21 protein-coding genes are annotated in these 26,895 nt (G+C 71.5%); 11 read left to right on the top strand and 10 right to left on the bottom strand.

Annotation, left to right across the window (positions count from 1 at the left end):
- Positions 1 to 195: 195 nt before the first annotated feature.
- Positions 196 to 2,634, top strand: coding sequence for a GGDEF domain-containing phosphodiesterase (locus ABZV00_RS15480; RefSeq protein WP_355606180.1), 2,439 nt, complete (start codon positions 196 to 198; stop codon positions 2,632 to 2,634).
- 22 nt (positions 2,635 to 2,656) lie between these two features.
- Here the strand turns inward: ABZV00_RS15480 and ABZV00_RS15475 are convergent, their stop codons facing one another.
- Positions 2,657 to 3,676, bottom strand: coding sequence for a LacI family DNA-binding transcriptional regulator (locus ABZV00_RS15475; RefSeq protein ID WP_355606177.1), 1,020 nt, complete (start codon positions 3,674 to 3,676; stop codon positions 2,657 to 2,659).
- A gap of 384 nt (positions 3,677 to 4,060) precedes the next feature.
- Here ABZV00_RS15475 and ABZV00_RS15470 point away from each other — a divergent pair, with 384 nt between their 5' ends.
- Entirely contained in the window at positions 4,061 to 4,465 is a 405-nt protein-coding gene (locus tag ABZV00_RS15470) for an extracellular solute-binding protein (RefSeq protein WP_355606174.1), read from the top strand.
- Between the two features lie 193 nt (positions 4,466 to 4,658).
- Complete coding sequence (locus ABZV00_RS15465) at positions 4,659 to 5,522, top strand: recombinase family protein (protein ID WP_355606171.1); 864 nt, start codon at positions 4,659 to 4,661, stop codon at positions 5,520 to 5,522.
- A gap of 24 nt (positions 5,523 to 5,546) precedes the next feature.
- Here ABZV00_RS15465 and ABZV00_RS15460 read toward each other — a convergent pair whose 3' ends face one another.
- Positions 5,547 to 5,852 (bottom strand): hypothetical protein, encoded by a 306-nt coding sequence (locus tag ABZV00_RS15460; RefSeq protein ID WP_355606168.1) that lies wholly within the window; start codon positions 5,850 to 5,852, stop codon positions 5,547 to 5,549.
- A gap of 947 nt (positions 5,853 to 6,799) precedes the next feature.
- Between ABZV00_RS15460 and rsgA the strand changes: the two genes are divergently transcribed.
- From rsgA to ABZV00_RS15430, 6 genes are all read left to right on the top strand, one after another.
- Positions 6,800 to 7,897 (top strand): ribosome small subunit-dependent GTPase A, encoded by a 1,098-nt coding sequence (gene rsgA / locus ABZV00_RS15455; protein WP_355606165.1) that lies wholly within the window; start codon positions 6,800 to 6,802, stop codon positions 7,895 to 7,897.
- Positions 7,894 to 9,201 carry a bifunctional class I SAM-dependent methyltransferase/N-acetyltransferase gene (locus tag ABZV00_RS15450; RefSeq protein WP_355606163.1) on the top strand — a complete coding sequence of 436 codons (1,308 nt, stop codon included), beginning with the start codon at positions 7,894 to 7,896 and terminating at the stop codon, positions 9,199 to 9,201. Before rsgA ends, ABZV00_RS15450 begins: the two co-directional genes overlap by 4 nt.
- 359 nt (positions 9,202 to 9,560) lie before the next feature.
- Positions 9,561 to 10,580: a sugar ABC transporter permease gene (locus ABZV00_RS15445; protein WP_355606160.1), complete on the top strand. Its 1,020-nt coding sequence runs from the start codon at positions 9,561 to 9,563 to the stop codon at positions 10,578 to 10,580.
- 65 nt (positions 10,581 to 10,645) lie between these two features.
- Positions 10,646 to 11,488 (top strand): carbohydrate ABC transporter permease, encoded by an 843-nt coding sequence (locus ABZV00_RS15440; RefSeq protein WP_355606396.1) that lies wholly within the window; start codon positions 10,646 to 10,648, stop codon positions 11,486 to 11,488.
- The gene (locus tag ABZV00_RS15435; RefSeq protein ID WP_355606157.1) at positions 11,485 to 13,935 is read left to right on the top strand and encodes a glycoside hydrolase family 2 protein; all 2,451 of its coding nucleotides are present in this window, start codon (positions 11,485 to 11,487) and stop codon (positions 13,933 to 13,935) included. Before ABZV00_RS15440 ends, ABZV00_RS15435 begins: the two co-directional genes overlap by 4 nt.
- Before the next feature lie 306 nt (positions 13,936 to 14,241).
- A complete protein-coding gene (locus ABZV00_RS15430) occupies positions 14,242 to 14,778 on the top strand; it encodes a hypothetical protein (RefSeq protein ID WP_355606154.1) in 537 nt (178 codons plus the stop codon).
- A gap of 109 nt (positions 14,779 to 14,887) precedes the next feature.
- Here ABZV00_RS15430 and ABZV00_RS15425 read toward each other — a convergent pair whose 3' ends face one another.
- Genes ABZV00_RS15425 through ABZV00_RS15400 form a run of 6 tightly spaced genes read right to left on the bottom strand, consistent with a single transcriptional unit; the run spans position 14,888 to position 19,881 of the window.
- Positions 14,888 to 15,631 (bottom strand): copper homeostasis protein CutC, encoded by a 744-nt coding sequence (locus tag ABZV00_RS15425; RefSeq protein WP_355606151.1) that lies wholly within the window; start codon positions 15,629 to 15,631, stop codon positions 14,888 to 14,890.
- Positions 15,628 to 16,644 (bottom strand): asparaginase, encoded by a 1,017-nt coding sequence (locus ABZV00_RS15420; RefSeq protein ID WP_355606149.1) that lies wholly within the window; start codon positions 16,642 to 16,644, stop codon positions 15,628 to 15,630. The genes ABZV00_RS15425 and ABZV00_RS15420 overlap by 4 nt, the downstream gene beginning before the upstream one ends.
- Positions 16,641 to 17,507 carry an amino acid ABC transporter permease gene (locus tag ABZV00_RS15415; RefSeq protein WP_328424363.1) on the bottom strand — a complete coding sequence of 289 codons (867 nt, stop codon included), beginning with the start codon at positions 17,505 to 17,507 and terminating at the stop codon, positions 16,641 to 16,643. The genes ABZV00_RS15420 and ABZV00_RS15415 overlap by 4 nt, the downstream gene beginning before the upstream one ends.
- Positions 17,504 to 18,148, bottom strand: coding sequence for an amino acid ABC transporter permease (locus ABZV00_RS15410; RefSeq protein ID WP_328424365.1), 645 nt, complete (start codon positions 18,146 to 18,148; stop codon positions 17,504 to 17,506). Before ABZV00_RS15410 ends, ABZV00_RS15415 begins: the two co-directional genes overlap by 4 nt.
- A 16-nt stretch (positions 18,149 to 18,164) precedes the next feature.
- A complete protein-coding gene (locus tag ABZV00_RS15405) occupies positions 18,165 to 19,133 on the bottom strand; it encodes a glutamate ABC transporter substrate-binding protein (protein WP_355606144.1) in 969 nt (322 codons plus the stop codon).
- Between the two features lie 19 nt (positions 19,134 to 19,152).
- Positions 19,153 to 19,881, bottom strand: a complete 729-nt coding sequence (locus ABZV00_RS15400) for an amino acid ABC transporter ATP-binding protein (RefSeq protein ID WP_328424369.1) — start codon at positions 19,879 to 19,881, stop codon at positions 19,153 to 19,155.
- A 193-nt stretch (positions 19,882 to 20,074) separates the two neighbouring features.
- On the opposite strand from ABZV00_RS15400, the gene ABZV00_RS15395 reads away from it, so the two are divergent.
- On the top strand, positions 20,075 to 21,265 hold the full coding sequence (locus ABZV00_RS15395; protein ID WP_355606141.1) for an ROK family transcriptional regulator: 1,191 nt from the start codon (positions 20,075 to 20,077) through the stop codon (positions 21,263 to 21,265).
- A 175-nt stretch (positions 21,266 to 21,440) separates the two neighbouring features.
- Here the strand turns inward: ABZV00_RS15395 and ABZV00_RS15390 are convergent, their stop codons facing one another.
- Positions 21,441 to 22,277: a hypothetical protein gene (locus tag ABZV00_RS15390; RefSeq protein ID WP_355606138.1), complete on the bottom strand. Its 837-nt coding sequence runs from the start codon at positions 22,275 to 22,277 to the stop codon at positions 21,441 to 21,443.
- A gap of 144 nt (positions 22,278 to 22,421) precedes the next feature.
- Positions 22,422 to 24,269 carry a dihydroxy-acid dehydratase gene (gene ilvD, locus ABZV00_RS15385; protein ID WP_355606135.1) on the bottom strand — a complete coding sequence of 616 codons (1,848 nt, stop codon included), beginning with the start codon at positions 24,267 to 24,269 and terminating at the stop codon, positions 22,422 to 22,424.
- A 110-nt stretch (positions 24,270 to 24,379) separates the two neighbouring features.
- Here ilvD and ABZV00_RS15380 point away from each other — a divergent pair, with 110 nt between their 5' ends.
- On the top strand, positions 24,380 to 26,752 hold the full coding sequence (locus ABZV00_RS15380; protein WP_355606133.1) for an EAL domain-containing protein: 2,373 nt from the start codon (positions 24,380 to 24,382) through the stop codon (positions 26,750 to 26,752).
- Positions 26,753 to 26,895: the final 143 nt, after the last annotated feature.

Below are 26,895 nucleotides of genomic sequence, written 5' to 3'. Positions count from 1 at the left end.
GCCGGTCCGGCTCGCGGCGGGCGGTACCGGGCCGCCCGGCACGCCGTACAGTGACACGGGTCACTGCTTCCTTTCGGTGTCCGGCGCGTAACCGATTTGACCGCCGGTCGTTCTCGACTGGTGGGCAGCGGACCCGCAACGTCCGATGTCCCGCACCGCCGCACCGCCCCGTGCCCCCTCACGAAGGCGACCGCCGTGCTCCTCGCGTACCCGTTCCGCGTCCTCGTCCCCCGCCGGGCGGCGCCGGAGGCCGCCGTGTCCGCGGCGGTGACGCTGCTTGTCCTCGCTGGCGCCGCTGGCCTGGCCCCGACGTCGGTGGTGATCGCACTGGCCGGCGGTGCGGGCGCCACGCTCGCCGGGGTGCGGCTCTCCCGGCTGGCCACCCGGCGCTCCGCCGATCCGTCGCCCGCCGATCCGTCGCACCCCGATCTGTCGCACCCCGATTCTTCGCCGCGCGCGGCGGCGGTGCTGCTCGACGCGGCGGTGGTGGCAGCTGGTGTCAGCGCCGCTGTGTTGCCGCTGGCCGACAGCGGGCATCGGGCCGCCGCGCTGGTCGGGTCGCTGGTCGTGGCGGCCCTGTCCGCGGCCGGGCTGCGCCGACTCGTCGGCCGGACGCGGACACCGACCCAGGCCCGGTTGCGGTTGCTGATCGAGGCGACCGGCCCGGCCATCGGGCTGGCCCTCGCCGGCTGGTTGCTGCTGCCCCGCGACACGCTGCCGGTGCCGGCCCGGATGGCCGCCGCGCTGGTGCTCGGCGGGCTTGGCATGGCGGCGCTCAGTGCGTTCACCGGCCCGTACCGACGCGCGTCCGGCGCGATCTGCCGGGGTGGGGTCCTGCTGACCCTGGTCGGGTTGGTGCTGTTGACCGCCCTGCCGCCCGCGTCGGCCGGTCGGGCGGCCCTGCTGGCCGTGCCGCCGCTGGTGCTCGGGATGCTGCTCACCGCGCTCGGTGCGGGCGACGCGGTGGCGGCTGGCTACGCGGTGGCCACGGGCGACGCGGTGGCGACGGTGGGTCGGGTCGCCCCGGCCTGGCCCCGGGCAGTGCTTCCGGCGGCGGTGCTGCTGCTGGCGGGGGGCCTGCACCTGGGCGCGGGCCGGGCGCCGGATCGGACGAGCGTGCTGCTGGCCCTGGCGGCGGTGCCGCCACTGGTGCTGCGCGAGCTGCTGCGCGCCGGTGACGCGGCCTCCCCCGAGCGGCGTGCCGCACACCGCCGGCGTAGCGGTCGGGCGGTCCGGCACCGCCGTGCGGCTCAGCAGCGCTGGCTCGGCGCGTCGGAGCATCCGGCCGGTACGACCGCTGCCGGGTCGGCCATCTCGGACGGCGTCGGCTCGACCTGGCCGCCCGACGACGGCGCGACCTGGTCGGCGCTCGGCCGTCGGTCCGTTCTGTCCGCTGGGGGCGGTCCGGGGGAGCGCGCGGCCCTGCTGGACGCCCTCGCCGCGATCGGCGACGTGCCGGTGCCGGTCGGCGCGCTGCTGCTGGTGGACCTGCACAGCGCAGACGCGATCGGGCCGACGGGCCGCGAGGACGTGGTGGCCGAGGCGGCCCGCCGGGCCCGCGCGATCATCGCGCGCGGTGATCTGGTCGCCGGGTGCACGGGCGCCGGCTTCGCCGTGGTCACCTCCGCCGGCCCGGTGGTGGCGTACGCGCTGGGCACCCGGCTGCTGTCCGTGCTCACCCCGCCCTACCAGCTGGCCGGGTCGGTGCTGCGGGTGCAGGCGAGCATCGGGCTGGCCGAGGTGAGCGGCGCCGGGCCGGCGGACGTGCTCCGCCAGGCCGAGCTGGCCCGGCGGCGGGCCGTGCAGCTGGGCCGGGACCGGGTCGAGTGGTACGACGCGTTCCTGGAGGAGCAGTTGGTCCGCCGGCTCGATCTGGAACGTGAGCTGCCCGGTGCGGTGGCGCGTGGCGAGCTGGATCTGGTCTACCAGCCGGTGCTCGACCTGGCGAGCCGGCAGCCGGTGGGCGCCGAGGCGTTGTTGCGCTGGCGCAGCCCGGTGCTCGGCACGGTGCTCCCGACCGAGTTGCTGCCGGTCGCCGAGGACCTGGACCTGGTCGGCGAGCTGGAGTGGTGGGTCCTGGACCGGGCCTGCCGGCAGTTGGCCGACTGGTCGGCGGGCAGTCGGGAGCTGTGGATGGCGGTCAACGTCACCACCCGGGAGCTGACCACCCCCGACTTCGTGCAGCGCGCCGCCGCCGTGCTGGCCGCGTACGGGGTGTCGCCGGAGCGGCTGGTGGTGGAGGTGGCCGAGCCGAGGGTCGCCGCCGACCTGTCGACCGTGGTGGCCCGGTTGGCCGGTCTGCGGTCGCTGGGAGTCCGCACGGCCCTGGACGACTTCCGGGCCGAGCACGCCTCGCTGGCCCAGCTCCGCCGGCTGCCAATCGACCTGCTCAAGGTGGGCCCGGAGCTGGTGGGCGCGCGGCCGGACGGGCAGCCGCCGCTGATCGACGTGGTGGTCAACGTCGGCGAGCGGCTGGGAGTGGAGATCGTCGCCGAGGAGCTGGAGTCACCGGCCCAGGTCGAGGGGGCGCACCGGGCCGGCTGTCGGTACGGGCAGGGCTTCGCGCTGGCCCGCCCCGCGACCGCCGAGCGGGTCGAGGCGTACTTCGAGGAGTTTCCCTCGACGTCCCGCTGACCAGCCCCCGGGATGAACCGGTTCACCTGTCCCGGGGCGGTGCGGTGCTGCCGCGCGGGGTGAGGTGCGGGGTCTCGTCCTGCACCCGGGTCGCGGGCTGTCCGGCGATGACGACGAGCAGTTGCCGGGCGGCGTGCGCGCCGTACGCCGGGATGTCCCGGCCCAGCGCGGTCAGCGGCGGGTGCACCAGCCGGCAGAGCGGCGAGTCGTCCCAGGCCACGATGGACAGATCACCCGGCACGGTGAGCCCCATCTCCTGGGCGACGGAGAGCCCGGCGATGGCCATCACGTCGTTGTCGTAGATGACCGCGGTGGGCCGCTGGGCCGAGCTGAGTAGCCGGCGGGTGGCCCGTCCGCCCACCTCGCCGGTGTAGTCGGACCAGACGGTGACCGCCTCGACCAGGCCGAGCCGCTGGCACACCGCCGCGAAGGCCTCGGTGCGGATCTCGGTGTGCCGCAGGTCGGGCAGGCCGCCGACCCGGGCGATCCGCCGGTGCCCGAGCGCGACCAGGTACTCCACCGCCTCGGTCAGGGCGGCCGCGTCGTCGGACCAGAGGCTGGCCAGGTCGCCGGTGCCGCCCGGCCCGCCGATCACCACCGCCGGCAGTTGGAGCTGCTCCAGTGCGGGGATGCGGCGGTCGTCGGTGCGCAGGTCGCAGACGAGCACGCCGTCGACCCGCCGCTCGCCCCACCAGCGTCGGTAGACCGCGATCTCGGCGTCGTGGTCGGCCACCACCTGGAGGGTCAGGGCGTACGAGCGGGCGGAGAGTTCGGCCTCGACGCCGCTGATCAGCTCCATGAAGAACGGCTCGATGCCCAGTATCCGGGCGGGCCGGCACAGGGCCAGGCCGACGGCCTCGGCGGTGGCGGCGGAGAGGGCCCGGGCAGCGCTGCTCGGGCTGAACCCGATCTCGGCGGCGATGGCCAGGATGCGCTGCCGGGTGGCCTCGGAGACGCCGGGCTGCCCGTTCAGCGCGTACGACACGGCGCCCTTGGACACCCCGGCGCGTCGGGCGACGTCGGCGATGGTCGGCCGCTTCACCGGCGTGCTCCTCCACTCTCCGGCCACGGGGGTCGGATCTTCTGACTGCCGCGGCAAGCCGGCGGCCTCAACCTAGCGCAGCCGGTGTCGGCGGCTGCCAACCGACCGTCCACGGTAGACCTCGGGCACCGGGCGCGGCGTACTTGCCCGGTTCAGCGTACCGGTGTGTCCTCGGTTCGGGCGTGCCGGCCGGTGCGCGGAGCTGCGACGGCAGGCGCTACACCACGACTGTTCGCGCTCCCATGGGCCTTTACCTGGACCGCTCGTGCACCGCGTTAACGAGCCGTTGACACTCCTGGAACCGGCCCGTACGGTGGCCTCACTTATCCGGTTCAGTCAACGTCTCTCGATGTCGGGAGCGTTCCCACTTGCTCGGAGGATGCCATGAAACGCTCCTGGACCCGGTGGGCCCGCGCGGTCGCCGTGGGCACGGTCGGTCTCGCCCTGGTCGCCGCGTGCAGCGGCAAGAGCGGGCAGGATTCCGGCGCGACGGACGGGCAGGTCACCCTGAAAATCAACTTCTGGGGTGACTTCGGCCTTCAGGACCTCAAGACGAAGTACGAGGCGGCCAACCCGAACGTCAAGATCCAGCTGAACTCGGGGGAGTACAACGCCCAGCACGAGGACCTGCAGAAGAAGCTGGTAGCCGGCTCCGGCGCGGCGGACATCGCCGCCATCGACGAGGGCTTCATGGTGCATTTCCGCAGCCAGTCGGACAAGTTCGTCAACCTGCTCGACAAGGCCCTGCGCTCGTATAGCTACGACGAAGTGGCGAGTAGCTCTCCGTAGTCATCAACTACTTCTGTTGATTTCGGCGAAGTCGGGGATCCGGGGCCACGCGCGCGGTGATCAACTCTCGCGTTTCATATGTGTTCGCTCGTGAAACACCGCGCCCGCCCCGACCCGAGCTGCGCGTCTTCTGTTTCATGGGTTGTTGCAAACGGTTGGACAGTTGAAACGCACCCATGAAACGGTTCGGGGTGTGAGCGACGACTTCACGCGTGTGGAAGCGCACAACTGCCCGATGTCCTCCTGCGCGGCGCCGGCCGGCTCGCCGTGCCGCACCGGCAAGGGCCGGGTGGCGATCCAGTACCACACCGCCCGGTTCCGACTCGTGCCCCAACTCGCCAAGGCCCTCGCCGTGACCACGCCGGCCGTCCGCCGGCCCGGGGCCGCGTGGACCGAACTGCCCCGCCCGGCGGGCGCGGGCACCGAACCGGTCGGACACGCCCGCCTGGGATACGCACGCGCGTCCACCGCCCGCCAATCGCTGGACTCCCAACTCGACGCCCTCGCCGAGGCGGGCGTCACCCGCGTGTTCTCGGAGAAGATCTCCACCCGCGCCACCAGACGACCCGAGTTGGAGAAGGTCGTCGGACTGGCCCGCGAGCTGCGTGCCTCCGGGGTCCGGGTCACCCTCGTGGTCCACGAGCACAAACGGCTCGGCCGCGGCATCGACCTCGCGGCCCTGGCCGAGGACCTGAAGGCGAGCGACGTCGGCCTGGAGTTCCTGACCGGCGAACTCCAGGGCTCCCACGACCCCTCCGGAGTCGTGTTCACCGTGCTCGCGGCCCTGTCCGGTATGGAACGCGAGTACATCCGCGACCGCACTCTCGAAGGCCACGAGTCCGCCCGCAAGCGGGGCAAGACCATCGGCGGGGCCGGCGTCGCCGACGATCACATGATCTCCATGGCCCTGCACCTGCGCGACCAGGAGATGAGTCTTCGCGACATCGCAGCCCGGCTCGTGATCACCACCGGCAAGAAGAAGGGCCGCCACCCGTCCCCAGCGACCGTCATGCGCATGCTCCGCGAACATGACGAAAAGACTCGCGCAGCCTCGTGATCGACCGGCCTTAGTCACACAGCGTTACTTGTCGCTTCGTCGTTCCTTCGGGAGGACAGGGCCGTGGAGGGCGTGCACGGCGGCGTGGGCGAGGAAGGGCACGGCCGCCACGGTCGCCGGATAGACCGATCCCTGGTGCAGCGCATGGTTGAACAACTCGCCCAGGGCCTTGTCGGCGCGATCCGCATCGTCCGAGTACAGGGCCCATATCAGGTCCGGGACGTCGCCGCCGTACCCGTAGGCGTGGTACAGCGACGGCCAGTCGATCGCGTCGAGCCTGATCTCACGCCGGCGAACTGTAGTGCCCGGGACCGCCATCACACGGTGCATGGCTCACATCACCGAGGACCGACCCCCTAGCCCCAATACCGGTGTTTTTAGGTCTTTCTGCGGCGGGTTGGGGTGGTGCGGGTCGGTCCGACGAGTGTGACGTCGGGTGGGTTCTGTGGGTGCGTCTTGCGGTGTTCGGTTCGCTTGAGTGCCCAGTTGGACATCTTGCGTTTGATGACGCGGGGGTTGGAGCGTAATCGCCGTGGCGGCAGGGGCCGTTCCGCCAACGTCTACCGGGCCTCGGGCGACCCGGAACGCGCAACCTCCCTGTACGAGCGTCTCCTCGTTGACGCCGTACCCCATCCAGGACGTGCGCCGGCCCGAAGACGGGAAACTCTGACCTTGCGTGTCCGCGTGCACCCGACCGGGCTCGACCTGCGGTGTGTTCGCCGGCGGGCGTCGACTCCTCTTCGAGGAGAACACTCGGCCGCCGGCTAACCCGCTCACCTCCCCCCGAGTACATCAAGGATCGAGGACCTGGACGGCTGGCCCCTGCGCCAAGCTGCGCCCACAGCACCCTGGCCTACGACGCCGAGTCCGCCGCCTCCGCCCCGACGCTGCCGGCCCGCTCCCGCCACGCCTTCGTCCGCTCCCTGGACCGGTACGCCCGCCCGGCGTCGACGCCGGGGCGCGACATGTCGCCGCACGCGACCTCGCCGCCCGAGCTGAACCATGCGCCGACGCACCTCCGTTCCCGGCATTGTCCGAAGCCGGGAATGGAGGTGCTATCCTCACTGGTGCAGAGACAACCAGGTCACTGCAGGACCAGAATTGGGAGGTGAGTTGATGTCTGTCGCCAAGGCCACTGCCGTGTGCAGTGCCCGCCGGACCATCCTCACGTCCCGGGCCCCGGTCTGACCTGACGTCGAAGCCCCCGCAAGAGCTTTGACAGCTCGCGGAAGGCAATCCACTGTGCCGATCGGGGTCCCTTTTCAAGGGTTCCTACGTTGTCTCAATCCTCTTGGCATCATGCTCAGCCGTATTCCCTGGCGGACTACGGCTGGGACGAGGCGTGTGAGCACGCCTTCGCACCCCATCGCGCCGCCGGACTGATCCCCGCCCGCATCGTGCGGGCCGAACGCGGCTCGTGCGAAGCAGTCACCGACGCCGGAATCGTCCGTGCGGAGATTCCCGGCACCGCCGATCACGGTGATCCGTTGTCGGCGCCGTGCACGGGAGACTGGGCGGCACTGCGCCCCGTCACCACCGGCCGCGCGCCGGTGTTGCACGCGATGCTGGAACGTCGCACCGCCCTGGTGCGCTCGTCTTCTTCGCGTACCTCGCACGGCCAGGTCCTGGCCGCCAACGTCGACACCGTCGTGGTGACGGTGTCGCTCGCGGCACCACTCAAGCACGGTCGAACCGAACGCATGCTCGCCCTGGCATGGGAGAGCGGCGCCCAGCCGGTCGTGGTGCTCACCAAGGCCGACGCATGCGCGGACCTGCCCTCCGCCGAGGAGCAGGTGTCCGGGGTGGCCGCCGGTGTGGACGTACTGGTCACCAGCGCCGTGACCGGACAAGGCCTGGACACCCTGACCGCCGTCCTGAACGGCACCATCGTATTGCTCGGCCCTTCCGGAGCGGGCAAGTCCACCCTGGGCAACCGGCTGCTGGGCGAGGACCGGCTGGCCACCGGCGCCGTCCGCGAGGTGGACGGCAAGGGCCGACACACCACTTCCTGGCGGGAACTGCTCCCGCTACCCGGCGGCGGGGTCCTGCTGGACACCCCCGGCCTGCGCGCGATCGGTCTCCACGACGCCCAGAGCGGGCTGGAACAGACCTTCGCCGAGATCGAGCACCTCGCACAGGCCTGCCGGTTCACGGACTGCGCACACGTGAACGAACCCGGCTGCGCGGTGCTGGCCGCCGTCGAGGCAGGCGAGATTCCCCAACGCCGTCTGGACAGTTACCACCGGCTGCTGCGGGAGAACGCCTACTCCGCTTCCCGCACCGACTCGCGGCTGCGCGCCGACCGCGAGGCCACCAGGAAGGACATCACGCGCCACCTGCGCGCCACCTACCAGTTCCGGGAGCACCGGCAGTGAACAACAACGACACCCCCACCCCCGGCGGCGACCCGGTGACGCAGGCGTTCTTCACCCTGCACCACGACCTGCCCCGGCAGGGCCCAGGCTCGGACGCCACCACACGGCACGCGCTGGAGACGGCCGGACCGCTGCCCGAGCACCCGCGGGTCCTGGACGCGGGCTGCGGCCCCGGCCGCTCCGCACTGCTGCTGGCCGAAGAAGCCGGCGCGCACGTGACCGCGGTCGACCTGCACCAGCCGTACCTGGACAGCCTTGCCGCCGAAGCGGCCCGCCGGGGCCTGGGCGACCGGATCACGGTAGTCAACTGCTCGATGGACCAGTTGCCCGTCCCCGATCACAGCTTCGACGTGATCTGGGCCGAGGGGTCCGTTTACACCATCGGCTTCGACGTCGCCCTGCGCGCCTGGCGTCGCCTGCTCGCCCCGGGCGGCGTCCTCGTCGTCACCGAAATGGAATGGACCGTGCCCAGCCCCGCTGCCCCGGTGCGCGCCTACTGGGACGCGGCCTACCCGCTGCGCACCCACACCGCGAACACCGACGCCGCACAGGCCGCGGGCTACCGTCTCCACGCGCACCGGTCGCTGCCGGAAAGCGACTGGTGGGACGAGTACTACACGCCGCTCACCCAGCGCATGGACCGAGCGGACCCGCAGCACCCCGGCATGCCGCAGGCCCTGGCCGCACACCGGACAGAGATCGACATGCGGCGCGAACACGGCAGCGACTACAACTACGCCGTCTACATCCTCCGCCCCCACGACCACACCCCCGACACCACCGAGGACGAAACCATGACGACCTGGACCGCCTGTTCCGAGACCACCGAGGACATCCCCGCCATCCGCGACATCCTCCTCGCGGCCTTCCCCACCGCCCTGGAGGCCGACATCGTCGACGCCCTGCGCGCCGACCCGAAGGCGTGGATCGACGGACTGTCCATGGTCACCGCGACCCCCGACGGCACCGCGACCGGGTACGCGCTGCTCACCCGCTGCCACGTCGACGGCGTACCCGCTCTCGCCCTGGCACCCTGCGCGGTGCTGCCCTCGGCCCAGCGCACCGGCGCCGGCTCCGCCGCCATCCGCGCCGCACTCGACGCCGCCCGGGCCATGGGCGAAAACCTCGTCCTCGTCCTGGGACACGCCGACTACTACCCGCGGTTCGGCTTCACACCGGCCTCCCGCTTCGGTATCCGCGCACCCTTCGAGGTACCGGACGAGGCCATGATGGCCATGGCCCTCGACAACACCCGCACGGTCCCCGCCGGAACCATCCAGTACCCCGCCGCGTTCGGCGTCTGACCCCTCCTGTGGTGCCCCGGGGCTCAAACGCCCGGGGTACCACAGCCCCTTCCATCGAGGAGCGGACCGGCACGACGATCGGAGCCATCCCGCCATACGGGACGCGAACCGACGCGGGCCCGGTCGCCGCGCGGCCAGGAGCTCGCCGGCGTAGGTCAGGCGCCGTTGCCAGGACACCGGCTAGTAGGGATGCCGCCAAGGTACGGCCGAAAGGGGCAGTAGGACGATCTTGAGGTGAGGCGGTCAAGGAAGCCGAGAAGGCCAGCACCTCCTGAGCCCGCTGCGCGGGGGCGGGCCGGACCCGGGCCGCCCCCGCGCCATCCGCGCGTACCTCGTCTCTTCGGCCCTGGAGTGTCCCGATGTCCACCACCCGCGCCGCGCCCGCGTCGTCGGGCCGCCGTGCCGCCGCCGGGCGGCACGGTCACGGCACCGACCCGGACCACCGCCGGCCCAGCTGGCGCGACCGGCTGTACCGGTTCGACATGCGCTACATGCCGTACGTGTTGATCGCGCCGTTCTTCCTGATCTTCCTGATCTTCGGCCTGTTCCCGCTGATCTTCAACGGCGTCATCGCCCTGCGGAACTACCGGCTGGACGATCCGACGCTCACCGGGTGGGCCGGTCTGGCCAACTTCCGCCAGCTCTTCGGCGACGACGACTTCTGGAACGCGCTCTACAACACCTTCGGCATCTTCCTGCTCTCCTCGGTGCCGCAGCTGCTGCTCGCGCTGATCGTGGCGTCGTTGCTCAACCGCCGGCTCCGGGCGCAGACCTGGTGGCGGGTGGGCGTGCTACTGCCGTACGTCACCCCGATCGTCGCCTCCACCATGGTGTTCAGCGTCTTCTTCTCCCGCGACTTCGGGATGGCCAACTGGGTGCTCGGCCTGTTCGGCATCGGCGACGGTGACCCGATCAACTGGCGGGCCGACAAGCTGCACGCCTGGATCGCCATCGCCACGATGGTCAACTGGAAGTGGATCGGCTACAACGCGCTGCTCTACCTGGCCGCCATGCAGTCCATCCCGCGCGACGTCTACGAGGCCGCCGCGGTCGACGGGGCCGGCCCGTGGCGTCAGCTCTGGCGGATCACCGTGCCGATGATCCAGCCGGTGATCGTGTTCACCGTCATCCTCTCCACCATCGGTGGGTTCCAGCTCTTCATCGAGCCGATGCTCTTCGACCTCAACGCCCAGGCCGCCACCGGCGGACCCAACGGCGAGTGGCAGACCATCGCCCAGCTGATCTACAAGGTCGGCTGGAAGGACCTCAACCTCGGCTACGCGGCCGCGATGAGCTGGGCGCTCTTCCTGATCATCCTGGTCGTCGCCGGGATCAACACGCTGCTGACCAACCGACTCTCCGGAGGGCGATCCAGGTGAGCGCCGTCGACACCACACCGCCCCGGTCGGCGGTCACCAAGAGCCGCCGGCGACGGGCCGCCCTGATGGGCCGCGCCCCACAGGACACCCCGGCCGGCGTCGGGACGTACCTCCTGCTGGCCACCACCATGCTGTTCGCGGCGTTCCCGCTGTACTGGATGTTCGTCATCGCCACCAGCAACGACGAGGCACTGGCCCAGATCCCACCGGCGGTGATCCCCGGGGACCGGTTCCTGGTCAACCTGGACGAGGTCTTCTCCCTCCAGGACGTCTACTTCGCCGCCTCGCTGATCAACAGCGTCATCGTCTCGACCGTGGTGACCGTCTCGATGCTGTTCTTCTGCTCCCTGGCCGGGTTCGCCTTCGCCAAACTGCGCTTCGCTGGCAGCCGGTGGCTGATGCTGTTCGTGGTGCTCACCCTCACCGTGCCGAACCAGCTCGGCGTCGTCGCGCTGTACATCGTGACGGGCAAGCTGGGCTGGAACGGCACCCTGCTGGCGGTCATCGTGCCCGGCCTGGTCACCGCGTTCGGCGTCTTCTACATGCGGCAGTTCATCCTCAACACCGTCCCCGACGAGCTGATCGAGTCGGCCCGGATGGACGGCGCGACCACCATGCGGGTCTACCGGTCCATCGTCCTGCCGGCGATCCGGCCGGCCCTCGCGGTGCTCGGCCTACTCACCTTCGTGGCGACCTGGAACGACTTCCAGTGGCCGTTGATCACCCTGGGCGGCACCGACTACCCGACCTCGATGGTCGCCATCTCCGACCTGGCCAGCGGCAACTACGTCATCTACCGTCGGGTGCTCGCCGGTGCGTTCGTGGCTACCATCCCCTTGCTGATCATGTTGTTCATCGGTGGACGGCAGATCGTCCGCGGAATCATGGAAGGTGCGGTGAAGTCTTGAGCCGACAGGCACTCCACGACGGCTGGACCCTGCAGGCGACGCCCGGAGCGCCGGTGCCGGCCGAGATCGCCGGGCTGACCGTCCAGGCCACCGTGCCCGGTTGCGTACACACCGACCTGCTCGACGCCGGGCTGATCCCCGATCCCTACCTCGACGACAACGAACTGGCACTGGCCTGGATCGGGCGCACCGACTGGAGCTACCGGACGAGCTTCCGGCGCCCGGCGGGCGACCACGACCGGGTCGACCTGGTCTGCGCCGGCCTGGACACCGTCGCCACGGTCACCGTCAACGGTGTCGAGGTCGGCCGTACCGAGAACATGCACCGCGGCTACCGGTTCGACGTCCGAGCGCTGCTGCGCGACGGCGACAACGACCTGGTCGTCGCGTTCGACTCCGCCTACCGGTACGCCGAGGCGCAGCAGGAGCGGCTCGGCGACCGGCCCAACGCCTATCCGGAGCCGTTCCACTTCATCCGCAAGATGGCCTGCAACTTCGGCTGGGACTGGGGCCCCACGCTGGTCACCGCCGGCATCTGGCAGGAGATCGGCCTGCACGCCTGGTCCACCGCCCGGCTGGCCACCGTCCGCCCGCTGGTCACCCTGGCCGGCCGGGACGGGCGGGTCGAGCTGCACGTCGAGGTCGAGCGGGTCGCGGACGTCCCGCTGACCGTCCGGGCCACCGTCGCCGGCGCCCACGCCGAGGTGGTCGTCCCGGCCGGGCAGCGCACGGCCGAGCTGACCCTCACCGCCCGCGAGCCCGCGCTGTGGTGGCCCCGGGGGTACGGCGAGCAGGTGCGCCACCTGATGGAGGTGACCCTGCACGCGCCGGACGGCGACATCCTGGACAGCTGGTCCCGGCGGATCGGCTTCCGCTCGGTCCGGCTGGACACCACCCCCGACGAGCACGGCACCCCGTTCGCGCTGTCGGTCAACGACGTCCCGGTCTTCGTGCGCGGGGTCAACTGGATCCCGGACGACGTGTTTCCCAACCGGGTCACCCGGGAGCGACTGGCCGAGCGGTTCGACCAGGCCACGGCGGCCAACATCAACCTGCTGCGGGTCTGGGGCGGTGGCCGGTACGAGTCGGCGGACTTCTACGACCTCGCCGACGAGCGCGGGCTGCTGGTCCAGCAGGACTTCCTGTTCGCCTGCGCCGCGTACCCGGAGGAGGAGCCGTTCGGCAGCGAGGTGGCCGCCGAGGCCGCTGAGCAGGTGACCCGGCTGGCGCCGCACCCGTCGCTGGTGCTCTGGACCGGCAACAACGAGAACATCTGGGGCTGGCACGACTGGGACTGGCAGGAGGTGCTGGCCGGGCGCACCTGGGGTCGCGGCTACTACCTGGACGTGCTGCCCCGCATCGTCGGCGAGCTGGACCCGACCCGCCCGTACTGGCCGGGCAGCCCCTGGTCAGGCACGGACGAGATCCACCCCAACGACCCGGCGCACGGCACCACGCACATCTGGGACGTGTGGAACACCGACGACTACCGCAAGTACCGGGAGTACGTGCCGCGCTTCGTCGCCGAGTTCGGCTACCAGGGGCCGCCGGCGTACGCCACGCTGCGTCGGGCGCTGAGCGACGAACCCCTCGCCCACGACTCGCCGGGGATGGCGCACCACCAGAAGGCGGCCGGCGGGGACGCCAAGCTCCAGCGGGGCCTGGACGCGCACCTGCCCGCCCCGGCAGACTTCGACGACTGGCACTACCTGACGCAACTCAACCAGGCCCGGGCGATCCAGCTCGGGGTTGAGCACTTCCGCTCGCACCGGAGCGTCTGCGCGGGCACCATCGTCTGGCAGCTCAACGACTGCTGGCCGGTCACCTCCTGGTCGGCCGTCGACGGAGACGGCCGGCGCAAACCACTGTGGTACGCGCTGCGCCACGCGTACGCAGACCGGCTGCTCACCGTGCAGCCCCGCGAAGGCGGCCTGGCCCTGGTCGCGGTGAACGACGGTGGCACGCCCTGGCGGGCGTCGGCCTCGGTGACCCGGTTGACCCTCACCGGCGAGCCCCGGGCGAAGACGACGATGGAGCTGGACGTCCCCGCGTACTCGGCGGTGACGCTGACGCTGCCGGCGGAGCTGTCGCGGCCGGAGGAGGCCCGGCGGGAGCTGCTGGTGGCCGAGGCTGGGGAGAGCGCACGGCGTGCGCTCTGGCTCTTCGCCGAGGACCGGGACGTCGACTGGCCCGCGGCGGCCTGGGACGCGACGGTCGAGCCGGTCGACGGTGGACAGCGGGTCCGGGTCACCGCCCGCACGGTGTTGCGCGACCTGACCCTCTTCCCGGACCGGCTGGAGCCGTCCGCCGAGGTGGACGAGGTGCTGATCACCCTGCTGCCAGGGGAGTCGACGACCTTCACCGTCCACGCCGACACCCCGCTGGACGCCGCAGCCCTGACCTCCCGGCCGGTGCTGCGCTGCGTCAACGACATCGGGCGAAGCTAAGCAGCGTCCCCGGTCGCCTCGGCCGATTCTCTCCGGTGAGCGTGATACCTCAGCGGCATATTCATGCCGCTGAGGTATCACGGTCCAGACAGTCCATGGCGGGTCGCGGGGCTGGCGGCGTTCGTCGCGATCGGCGTCGCCAGCAACCTCGTCACCGGACAGGGGGGCTGCGGCCTGAGCGACCGCAACCCGCGCTGTCGGCGAGCGCACCGTCAGGGCAGTATTACCGCGTCGTGGACGCTGGTGACAGCGCGGCCGACAGAGGCGAAAACGGTCGTCGAGCCACGCGGTACCCCGGGGAGCGCAATGATCACCGAACATGTCCGAGACGCGGCGGCGACGGCGTTCGTCTTCGGGTTCTTCGCCTCCAGTTGGTTCGGCTGGGCCCAGGAGGCGCCGCCGAAGCCGTGGCGGCCGGCGCTCATCGCCGGTTCGGTTCTCTCGCTGCTGACGGCCGCCGCCGGTGGTCTCCTCGCCTGGAGTCACTGGTCGGACGGTACGGCGTTCGACGCCGACACCAGCCGCACCTTCGGCATCGTCGTCGGGATCGAGTTCGGGGCTGCCGCCGTCGGTGCCGGCCTGCTCGCCCTGCTGGGGCGCCGTGAGCTGACCGCCCCCTGGGTCGCCCTTGTCGTGGGCGTGCACCTCTTCCCGGTGGCGGTACTGATGGACTACCCGCTGATCCATGTGGTCGCCGCGCTGGTCACCCTGATCGCGGTCGCGGCGATCCCGGTGGCCCGGGCGCGCGCCGTGGCGGTGAGCGCGGTGGTCGGGCTCGGCACCGGCGTCGTGCTCCTGGTCGCCGCGGTGTCCTCATTGCTCATCGCGCTGGTGGCCTACTGAGGCTGCCCGTGGGCCAGTCCGGGGCGATCGACCGGGCGACAGCGACGAGCGGTGGGCCTGAGGGGTAGGACGTCCCTCAGGCCCACCGCTCGTCGGAGCGCGTGGCGGGTCAGGCCCGGGCGGCGGCCAGCACCTGGCCGACCAACGCCCCGGACGTGCCGGACCGCTCGTACTCGGGCCGGTGCAGGGTGCCGCCCATCAGCGGCGCCGGGTTGCGGTGCACAGCCGGGCTGTCCGAGCTGACCAGGGCCGCGAAGTGGTACTCGTCGGCGCCGGTCGCCTCGACGATCCGGGCGATGTTGCGCGGGGTGATGCCGCCGCCCGGCATGATGACGATCCGTCCGGCGGCCCGGCGGACCAGTTCGGCGATGAGCGGAGCACCCTCCAGCACGCTGACCTCCTGGCCGGAGGTGAGCACGCGGTGCACTCCCAGCTCGACCAGTTGCTCCAGGGCCGCGTACGGGTCGCGGACCATGTCGAACGCGCGGTGGAAGGTGATGCTGGCGTCGCCGGCTGCGGCGATCAGCCGGCGCGTGGTCGGTACGTCGACATCACCCTCGGCGGTCAGCGCGCCGATCACGATGCCGTGCGCACCGGCCGCCACCGCGGCCTGCACGTCCCGCTCCATCGCCTCGATCTCCAGCGGCGAGTAAATGAAGTCGCCGGCCCGCGGCCGGACGATCACGTGCACCCGGATCCGGGTGACGGTGCGCAGGGTCGTCTCGATGGTGCCCAGGCTGGGGGTCAACCCGCCGTCGAAGAGCGCGGAGCACAGCTCCACCCGGTCGGCCCCGGCCTCCTCGGCGGAGACCGCCCCCTCGACGCTGTCGATGCAGATCTCGAATGTGCTCATGACTCTTCCTTTTCGGTGCGAGACGATGCCGCGGTCCAATCGATGACGGCGGTGACGGCGCCCACGGGTTCGCCGCCGCCGAGCACCGGCACCCGGCGCAGGGCGTCGGCCCCGCCGACCGGTACGCCCACGGCCTCCAGGGCGGCGAGCGCGATGGCGGTAGTGGCTCGGGGTGAGCCGTCGACCACCTTCACCGCCACCGCGTGGCCATCCGGGGCGGCCACCGCGAGTACGCCCTCGGCCCCGCCCTTGGCGAGTACTCCGGGCAGTGCCCGCATCAGGTCGGTGTTCGGGTGCCCGTGCCAGCCGCCCACGTACTCGGGGTACTGGCGCATGGCCTGGGCGACCCGGTCCTCGTCGCTGCCGGTGGGTGCCGTGACCAGCGCCTGGAACGTGCGGGCCAGGCCGGTCAGCGGCAGGCCGAACAGCGGTGCGCCGCAGCCGTCGACCGCCTGGTGCGTGATCGGCGTGCCGGCCAGTCGGGCGACGGTGGCGGCGGTCTCCCGCTGGAGCGGGTGGTCGGGATCGAGGTAGTCGTGCGTGCTCCAGGACCGCGCGACGCAGGCGACGAGCATCGCGGCGTGCTTGCCGGAACAGTTCATCCGGATCCGCTCGCGCTGCCCGCCGGCGCGGATCAGCCGGTCCCGGGTCGGCTCGTCCTCCGGCCAGTCCACCGGGCAGCCGAGCGCGTCCTCGGTCAGACCCGCGCCGGCGAGCATCGCCCGGACCACCTCGACGTGCCGGTCGTCGCCGGTGTGGCTGCCGGCGGCGAGGGCCAGCGCCCGGCCGGTCAGTGGATCGGTGTCGCCCGGCCCGGCGGTCGCCGCGATCCGACAGGCCAGCGCCTGCACCGGCTTGAGGGTGGAGCGGGGGAGCACCGGCTCGTCGGGTACGCCGGCAGTGCGGGCGACCGTGCCGTCCGGGTCGAGCACCACGACGCTGCCGTAGTGCCGGCTCTCGACGAAACCGTTGCGGACGACCCGGGCCAGTTCGGCGTAGCGGGGGATGGTCACCGGATGTTCCCTTCGGTGAGCGACGGCGGCAGGTCCGCGGATCGTCGTCCGCGCCGGCCGGTGAACCGACCGTTGCGGGCCTGGAGTACGCGGGCGAACTTCGACAGCGACGCGTTGACCACCAGGTAGATCAGCGCCACCACCAGGAATGTCTGGATCAGCAGGTGGGTGTACGAGGAGAGCACCTGCCCGCTGTAGAGCAACTCGGTGTAGCTGACCACGAAGCCGAGCGAGGTGTCCTTGAGCAGCCCGACCAGCTGGCTGACCAGGGACGGGGTGAGCTGGAGCAGCGCCTGTGGCAGGACCACCAGCGCCATCACCTGGCCGCGGCGCAGCCCGACCGCGAGGCCGGCCTCGGTCTGCCCCCGGTCCAGGGCCAGGATGCCGGCTCGGAAGATCTCTGCGAACGCCGCCGAGTTGGAGACCACCAGTGGCACCACGAGCTTCCAGAACAGCGGGAAGTTCATCCCGTACTGCGGCAGCGCGAACAGCGTCACGTAGATCAGCAGCAGCGTGGGTACGGTCCGGAAGATCTCGACGTACGCGCCGGCCAACCACCGCAGCGGTCGGTGCGCCGACAGCCGGCCGAGCGCCAGCAGCAACCCGAGTGCGGCGCTGAGCACGGCGGTCGCGGCGGCGGCGCGCACGGTGGCCCAGAGCCCGTTGAGCAGGTACCGCCAGATCGGCCAGGTGGTGAACGGTTCCCAGCGGGCGGCGGCCAGCTCGCCGTGGCTGGCGAACTGGTACACGGCCGCGACGACGGCGCCGACCAGGATGACGGCGCCCAGCACGGTGGCGATCCGGATCCGTCGCCGGGCCCGGGGGCCGGGCTCGTCGAACAGGATCTGTTGGGTCTGGTTCATCGGACGATCGCCAGCCTTCGCTCGAGCAGGCCGGTGACCTGACCGATGATCAAGGCCAGCAGCATGTAGGCGAGGCCCGCGCCGGTGAAGACGGCGAGTGGCTGGGCCTCGATGAGGTTCACGGTGTTGGCGGCCTGGGTCAACTCGACCACGCCGACGGCGGCGGCCAGCGAGGTGTTCATCAGCAGCGCGATGCAGATGTTGCCGATCGGCTGGATCACCGCCCGCAGTCCCTGCGGCAGGATCACGTGCCGCAGGGACTGGCCGAAGGTGAGCCCGATGGCCCGCGCCGCCTCGGCCTGGCCGACGCCGACCGTGTTGATCCCGGCCCGGATCGCCTCGGCCAGGTACGCCCCCTCGTAGACGGCGATGACGATCGCGGCGGAGGTGAACAGCGGGAACGTGATGCCGATGGTCGGCAGCGCGAAGACGAAGAGGACCAGCAGGGCCAGCAGCGGCAGGTTCTGGAACACCTCGACGTACGCCGTGCCGATGGCGCGCAGCAGCGGTACGGGGGCGATCCGCAGGGTGGCCACGATGATGCCCAGCAGCATCGCGCCGACGGTGGTCACGACGGTCAGTTCGACCGTCGTGACCAGGCCGTGGCCGAGTTCGCTCAGGTGGGCGGTGAGGGCGTCCATCGGCGCGGGAGGCTACTCAGGAGCCGTCGGCGGAACCGAGGGCCGGCGGAGTGGGCGCCCCGCCCTCCACCACCGAGCCGAGGGTGGCCTCCCAGACCTTCGCCCACGTGCCGTCGGCCTGGATCTTCGTCAGCCACTTGTTGACGAACTCCTTGAACTGCGCGTCCTCCCGGTTGAGGCCGATGCCGTACGCCTCGGTGGTGAACGGCTCGCCGACCACCTTCATCCCCGGGTTCGCCTTGGCGCCGGAGGCGAGCAGCGTGAAGTCCTGCACGTACGCGTCGCCGCGCTTCTGCAGCAGCGCCTGCAGCGCCTGAGGGTCGGTCCCGAAGGCGATCTGCTTCGAGCCGGGAGCGGCGCTGGGCAGCGCGGTGACCGCGGGGGTGTTCGCCCCGACGATGACGGTCTTGCCGGCGAGGTCCTTGACGCTCTTGATCGAGGTGTCGTCCTTGCGGACCCCGACCGCCAGACCGGAGGTGAGGTACGGCCCGGCGAAAGCGATCTGGGTGGCCCGCTGCGGGGTGATGGTGTACGTCTGGAAGACGACGTCCACCGACTTGGCCTGGAGCATCGCCTCCCGGGTCTGGGTGCCGATGGTCGTGGTCTTCACCTCGGTCTTGCCGGTGATGTACTTCGCCAGCAGCTTGGCCATGTCGGCGTCGAAGCCCTCGATGGTGCCGCTGACCGGGTTCTGCTGGGACAGCAGCGGTGCGTCCAGCGAGCCGCCGACGCTGAGGTAGCCGCGCTTGCGGATCGCGTCCATGGTGGAGCCCGCCGGGATGTCCGCGTCGGTGGCCACCGGGGCGGCGTCGTACACCGACTGGGCGACCACGCCGTCGCCGCCCAGGCCGGGGTTGCCGGGCAGGGCCGGTGCGCCGCTGTCGCTGTCGCCGCCGCAGCCCGTAGCGGCGAGGGCCACCGCGACCGCGGTGGCGGTGAGGGCGAGCGAGCGCCGCCCGGTGAAGCTCATCTTGAGGATTGACATGACACCCTCCCGTTGGGGGCTAGTGCTGGAGGATCTTGGACAGGAAGTCGCGGGCCCGCTCGGTGCGCGGGGCTGCGAAGAATTCGTCGGGGGCGCCGGACTCGACGATCCGGCCGTCGTCCATGAAGACGACCCGGTCGGCGGCGCGGCGGGCGAAGCCCATCTCGTGGGTGACCACGATCATGGTCATCCCCTCGGCGGCGAGAGAGACCATCACGTCGAGCACCTCGTTGACCATCTCCGGGTCGAGGGCCGAGGTCGGTTCGTCGAAGAGCAGCACCTTCGGCCGCATGGCCAGTGCCCGGGCGATGGCGGCCCGCTGCTGCTGCCCGCCGGAGAGCTGGGCGGGGTGGTGGTTCGCCTTGTCGGCGATGCCGACCCGCTCCAGCAGCGTCATCGCCTGCTGGCGCGCCTCGGGCCGGGCGATCCGGCGGACCCGGGTGGGGCCGAGGGTGATGTTGTCCAGCACCGTCTTGTGCCCGAAGAGATTGAAGGACTGGAAGACCATGCCGACGTCGGCGCGCAGTCGGGCCAGCGCGCGGCCCTCGGCGGGCAGCGGCTCACCGTCGATCTCGACGGTGCCCTGACCGGCTGTTTCCAGCCGGTTGAGGCAGCGGCACAGGGTCGACTTGCCGGAGCCGGATGGCCCCACCACGACGACCACCTCGCCGGCGGCCACCGTGAGGTCGATGTCCTTGAGCACGTGCAGTGGACCGAACCACTTGTTCAGGCCGCGGACCGACACCATCGGTCGGTCCGGACCCGTCGTCCCGGACCGGCCGGCGCGATCGGAGACCGTCGTCGATGCCACCAGACGCCCCCACTTTCTTCGACTACAGAACTAAGTTTGCTTCATATCGAAGCAACAGCGCCATCTAAAGGTAGACGGGAAATTAAGTCAACCGGTTGCTTGAACAAACTGCGGGTGCTAAGAAGCTGACGTGACGATTGACGACGCGCCGCGCGACGCTCTCCGGAGCAGCCCCCGGGAGCTGCTGCGCTGGGTTGCCACTGGAGCGGCCGTCAGTCGCGCCGACCTGTCCCGGCTCTCCGGGCTGTCCCCGTCGACGGTCTCCCAGCGCGTGGAGGCGTTGATCAACGAGGGGTTGCTGGAGGAAACCGGCGCCGGGCGGTCCCGGGGTGGCCGACGGCCGCGCCAGCTCGCCGTGCCCACCGGCGGCGCCGTGGTCGGCGCCATCGACCTGGGGGCGCATCACGCACGCGTCGGCACACTGGATCTCTCCGGCCGGGTGGTCCAGGCCCGAACCCTGCCGGTGCGCATCGAGGACGGTCCGGAGGAGGTGCTCGGCGGGTTGTTGGCCGAGGTCTCCGCGCTGGTGGCCGTGCCCAGCGGGCCGGGCCGGGAAGCGGCCGGCGGTGCGGTGGCGGCGGGCGCGCTGCGGGGCATCGGCATCGGCATCCCCGGCCCGGTGCAGCACGCGACCGGGCGGATCGTCAGCCCGTCCCGGATGCCCGGCTGGAACGGCTTCGACGTCGCCGCCTTCTGTGCCGACCGGGTCGAGGTACCGGTCCTCGTGGACAACGACGCCAACCTGATGGCGCTCGGTGCGCACCGCACGGCACATTCCGAGTTGGACCATGCCGTCTACATCAAGGCCGGCACCGGGATCGGCTCCGGAGTGATCTCCAGTGGACGGCTGCACCGGGGCGCACAGGGATCGGCCGGGGACATCAGCCACTGCCGGGTGGTGGCCGATCCCGCACCACCCTGCACCTGCGGCAACGCCGGTTGCCTGGAGGCGGTGGCCAGCGGCGCGGCCCTGGTCACCGCGCTACGTGACCAGGGCGTGCCGGTCTCCGACCTGACCGGCGTGATCCGCCTGATCGACGACGGTGACCGGCATGCCACCGCGCTCGCCCGGCAGGCTGGCCGGGCCATCGGCGAGATCCTGTCCGTGGTGGTCAACTTCTTCAACCCGCAGGTGGTGGCCATCGGCGGCCGGCTCGCCGACTGCGAACCCCTGCTCGCCAGCATGCGGGGCACCCTCTACGAGCGGTGCCTGCCGCTGGCCACCCAGACCCTGCTCATCGAGCGGGTCGCCACCGGCCAGGATGTCGGCATCACGGGCGCCGCCCACCTGGTGATCGACCACGTCGTGGCAAGCAGCTGACCCTGCTGCACACCAGCCCTCGCTGAAAGGGCTGCGTACGCGTGCGGCACCGCGAAGACCGGCGGTGTCGGGTCAATGGGCACGGCGTGGCTCCGGGATGGGGCCTGCCCGGCTCCTGAAACGGCACTGCCCGGCCGTGAGTCTCCTCGCCGACCGGGCAGTATTCCGATTCTGGTCAGTTGCCGGCGGTCAGGCCCTCCAGGCCCTTGAGCATCTCGGCGAAGTCGGCGGTCTCCGCCGCCGCCGGCGTCTCGATGGTCGCCGCCTTGCCGTAGTCGGTGTAGTCGACCACCATGTCGCCCATCTTGCCCATGACCATGCCCGCGCGTCGCGGCCGGTACTGCTCGTCGACCCACAGGTCGATCTTGATCTCCTTGACGCCCTGCTTGGCCAGCCCCTTCTCGACGTCCGCCCGCAGCTTGGCGTCGACCTGCCCGAGGTAGGTCGCCACGGGGGTGGTGACGGTGTAGTGGACGGTAGGCGCCCCGTTCACCGTCTCCTGCCCGACCACGGTCACACCCTCGGTGGCGAGCAGCGTCTTGACCTGCTTGATCGGGTCGACGTCCTCGAACTGCTTGGTGAAGTCCATCCCCGCCTGCTCGCCCACGGCGCTCAGGTCCATCTTCATCCAGCGCTTTCCGCCCGTGCTCTCGCGGTCCTCCGCCGGGATCTCGACGTAGACCACAGCGCCGATCATCCGGACGGTGGTCGTGGTGCCGTCCGGGTCGGACGTCTTCATCTCGGCCTTGAGCGGGTCACCCAGGTCCAGGACACCCTGCATGGAGATCTTCTCGCCGCCCGCCGTGCCCGTCATCGTCACGGTCACCGAATCGGTCTTGTCGGTGGCGTCGACCGTCTTCTGCAACGATCCCTTGAGATCACTGGCGAGCAGCTCCAGGACGCTGGGCTGCTTCGGCGCCTCGGACGAGCCGGACTTCGCGCCGCAGGCAGAGACAGCGAGCGCAGTGAGCGCCGAGACCGCTACCACCGCGGTCTTCTTCCAAAGTGACACGTGAGCGCTTCTTTCCCCGAAGGATTTGGGGCTCTCTCCCCAATAGACCGACGACACGCTATCCCACGCTGTCGACCCCGGGGCAACACCTTTCCGTCGATCTATCGTTGGTGCCCAGGACCGCGTTGGCGCCGGCGCGTCCACTCACTCCGGGACGCGGCGGTAGGCGCCGTCGCTGGCCGAGGTGGCCATCGAGGCGTACGCGCGCAGCGCCGCCGACACCGGCCGCTGCCGGTCGGTCGGGGTGTACGGCTTGTCGCGCTTCTCCTCGGCCACCCGCCGGGCCTGGAGCACGTCCTCCGGCACGTTCAGCTCGATGGACCGGCCGGGGATGTCGATGACGATCTCGTCGCCCTCGCGGACCAGGGCGATCAGCCCGCCGGAGGCCGCCTCGGGGGAGACGTGCCCGATGGAGAGCCCCGAGGTGCCGCCGGAGAAGCGACCGTCGGTGAGCAGCGCGCAGGAGCGGCCCAGCCCTCGACCCTTGAGGAACGAGGTGGGGTAGAGCATCTCCTGCATGCCGGGGCCGCCCTTGGGGCCCTCGTACCGGATCACCACCACGTCCCCGGCGACCACCTGCTTGGCCAGGATCGCCGTCACCGCGTCGTCCTGGGACTCGTAGACCTTCGCCGGCCCGCGGAAGGTCAGGCAGTCGTCCGGCACACCCGCGGTCTTCACCACGCTGCCCTCCGGGGCCAGGTTGCCATGCAGGATGGCCAGCCCACCGTCGGCGGAGTACGCGTGCTCCCGGTCCCGGATGCAGCCCTCGGCCGCGTCGGTGTCCAGCGACGACCAGCGGTTGGTGGTGGAGAACGGTTCGGTGGTGCGCACCCCGCCCGGCGCGGCGTGGAACAGCTCGACCGCCGTCGGCGTCGGCGAGCCGCCCCGCACGTCCCAGTCGGTCAGCCACTGGGCCAGCGAGGGCGAGTGCACGGCGTGCACGTCCCGGTTGAGCTGCCCGCCCCGGTCCAGCTCGCCGAGGATCGCCGGAATGCCACCGGCGCGGTGCACGTCCTCCATGTGGAAGAGCGGCGAGTTCGGCGCGACCTTGGCCAGGCAGGGCACCCGCCGGGAGATCGCGTCGATGTCGGCGACGCCGAAGTCCATCTCCGCCTCGCGGGCGGCGGCGAGCAGGTGCAGCACCGTGTTGGTGGAGCCGCCCATCGCGACGTCCAGGGCGACGGCGTTCTCGAAGGCGGCCTTGGAGGCGACCGTGCGGGGCAGCACCGAGTCGTCGTCGCCGTCGTACCAGCGCTTGGAGATCTCCACGATGGTGCGGCCGGCCTCGACGAAGAGCGACCGGCGCGCGGCGTGGGTGGCCAGCGTCGAGCCGTTGCCGGGCAGCGCCAGCCCGATGGCCTCGGTGAGGCAGTTCATCGAGTTGGCGGTGAACATGCCGGAGCAGGAGCCGCAGGTGGGGCAGGCGGAGCGCTCGATCTCGCCGAGCTGGTCGTCGGTGACCGCCTCGTTCGAGGAGGCGATCATCGCGTCGATCAGGTCGATCTTGCTGTGCACGACGCCCTCGATCGCCATCGTCTTGCCGGCCTCCATCGGGCCGCCGGAGACGAAGACGGTCGGGATGTTGAGCCGCAGCGCGGCCAGCAGCATCCCGGGGGTGATCTTGTCGCAGTTGGAGATGCAGACCAGGGCGTCCGCGCAGTGCGCGTTGACCATGTACTCCACCGCGTCGGCGATCAACTCCCGGCTGGGCAGGGAGTAGAGCATGCCGCCGTGGCCCATCGCGATGCCGTCGTCGACCGCGATGGTGTTGAACTCCCGCCCCACACCGCCGGCCTCGGCCACCGCGTCGGCGACCAGGCCGCCCATGTCCTTGAGGTGTACGTGACCCGGCACGAACTGGGTGAAACTGTTGGCGATGGCGACGATCGGCTTACCGAAATCGTCGTCGGTCATCCCGGTGGCCCGCCAGAGGGCCCGGGCGCCGGCCATCGTCCGACCGTGCGTGGAGGTCTTCGACCGCAGCTCAGGCATGCGTACCAGTCTGACACCGCCGCCACGGTGGCTGTCCAGAGTGCGCGCGTGTCCCAACAGATGCACATCCGGTCCCCCACGACGAGCGCGCATCCGGCACTCTTGGGGGCGTGCATCTCCCCCCGGGCATGGTCGCCGTCGCGGTGCTGAGCGGGCTCGTCGCCGCTGCGGCCGTCGTACTGCTGACCGTGGTCGCCCGGCGGCGCACCGGGTCGCGCCGGCCCGCGCATCTGCTGCTCGCGGTGGCCGCCGGGGTCGCTCTGCTCAGCCTCGTGGTCGGGGTGGTGGCCGCGCTCGCCGCGAACGACCACTGGGCGCACGAGCAGGGGCAGCGCACCGGCTGGGCCACCGTGGTGGCGATCGGCACGGCGGTGAGCGGGCTGGCCTTCGCGGCCGGATTGCTCCGGCTGCCCGGGGTGGCCGCCACCTCGGCGGCGACCGCCCGGCTCGCCCTGGACGGCTTGATCATGGCCGCCGCGCTGTGGTTCGTCGGCTGGGTGCTCTTCTCCGAGCCCACCCGGTTGCTCGGCGCCTCCACCCCGATGGCCTGCCCGGCGATCCTGGTGGCCACGGTGGCCGCCGCGCTCGGCGCCGGGCTCGCCGTGATCGTCGTCTTCCGGGCTGCCGCCCCGCGCCAGCGGCTGGCCGCGCTCGGCGTCGGCATCAGCGCGGTGACCTGCGGCGGGCTGGGTCTCGCCGCCGGGCTCTGCCAGGCCGGGCCGACCATGGCACTGACCGGCGCGGTGGTGCTCGCCGCCGGCCTGCTGACCGTTGCGCTCGCGGTGCTCCGGGCCGACCGGCCGGGGCAGGTCGAGCTGGACCTGACCGGTCGCGACGGCGAGTACGCGATCGCCCCGATGCTGGCGATGGCCGCCTCGGCGATGCACCACCTCCTGCAGGGCGGCCGGTTCACCGCGGCGGGCATCGTGGCCGGCAGCGTGGAGGGCTTCGCCCTGGTGGCCCGGCAGTACCTCACCCTCAAGGACGTCCGGGACTACGCCGGCCGGTTGGCCGAGCGGGAGGCGCACTTCCGTGAGCTGGCACACACCGATCCGCTGACCGCGTTGGCCAACCGGCGGGGGCTGCTGCGCGCGCTGCACGACAGCGCGGCGGCGGGCACCCCGTGCGTGCTGCTCGGGCTTGACCTGGACGGCTTCAAGAACGTCAACGACATGCGCGGCCACGACGTGGGCGACGCGGTGCTGGCCGAGGTGGGCCGGCGGCTGCGCGGCAACCTGCGCCCCGGCGATGTGGCGGCCCGGCTCGGGGGCGACGAGTTCGCCGTGCTCATGCCGGGGCGGCCGGCCGAGGCGGACCGGGTGGCCGAGCGGCTGCTCGGGGTGCTCAACCGCCCGTACGACCAGCCGGAGGGGCCGGTCTTCCTGTCGGTGAGCATCGGGGTGGCAGGGTGGGCCGGCGAGCCGGACGTGGAGTTGCTGCTGCGCCACGCCGACCTGGCGCTGCGCTACGCCAAGCAGCGCGGCAAGAACCGGATCGAGCGCTACGACGCCACGTACGACCAGCTGCTGCGTCGGCGCACCACGCTGGAGCACGAGCTGCGCGGCGCCATCGAGCGCGACGAGCTGCGGTTGGCCTTCCAGCCGGTGGCCTCGTTGCCGTCGGTGCGGCCGGTCGGCGCCGAGGCGCTGCTCCGCTGGCACCACCCCGAGCTGGGCAACGTCCGTCCGGACGAGTTCATCCCGCTGGCTGAGGAGTGCGGGATGATCGCCACGCTCGGGGCCTGGGTGCTGCACCAGGCCTGCTACCAGCTCTCCCGTTGGCTGGCCGACGGGCACGACGTCTGGGTCTCGGTGAACGTCTCGCCGCGCGAGCTGCACGCCCCGGAGTACGTGGTCCAGGTCGCCGAGGCGCTGCGCGCCCACCACGTGCCGCCGCAGCGGCTGGTGCTGGAGGTCACCGAGCACGCGGTCGCCACCGACCTGGACGAGCTGATCCGGCGGCTCACCGCGCTGCGGCTGACCGGCGTACGGATCGCGCTGGACGACTTCGGCGCCGGCTACTCCTCGCTGGGGCAGCTCCGCCGGCTGCCGATCGACATCCTGAAGATCGACCACAGCCTGGTCGCCGAGCACGAGCCGGTCCGCCCGGTCGGCAAGGACGGCCCGGCGTTCGCGCCGATGGTCGACATCGTCATGCGACTGGGCCACCAGCTGGGGCTGGAGGTGATCGCCGAGGGGGTGACCGCGCCGACGGAGTTGGCCGCGGTGGTGGCGGCCGGCTGCCGGTTCGGTCAGGGCGCGCTCTTCGGCTGGGGTGTGCCGGCCGAGCACCTGGAGGCGATGCTGGAGGCGGCTACCTCGCCGGGTGCGCGACCCGGGCCGCTGCCCGCGCCGCGCCGGGTTTCGGGCGGGCCCGGGCAGGTCATCCCGGTTGCCGAGGGCGTGTCGCCGGCGGACGCGCCGCGTTCCGTTAACCAACATGTGGGATCAGTTGACTCATCGCGTGAGATGCGTCAGGCTTAGCCGCATGTCGTCGTACCGGTCGCTGCGAGTACTTACCTGAGCGCACTCTCCCTCATTGAGAGTGCGCTGGCCCCGTGCATCTGCACGAGGGCCGTTTTTATTGCCATCGGAACCTGTCGGGGCGGGCCCCGCCCGCGTCGCAT

Source organism: Micromonospora sp. NPDC005173, assembly GCF_040608515.1.
GTDB lineage: Bacteria > Actinomycetota > Actinomycetes > Mycobacteriales > Micromonosporaceae > Micromonospora.
Note: the sequence above shows the minus strand (reverse complement) of the source record. Positions and strands in the feature narration are given on the sequence as shown.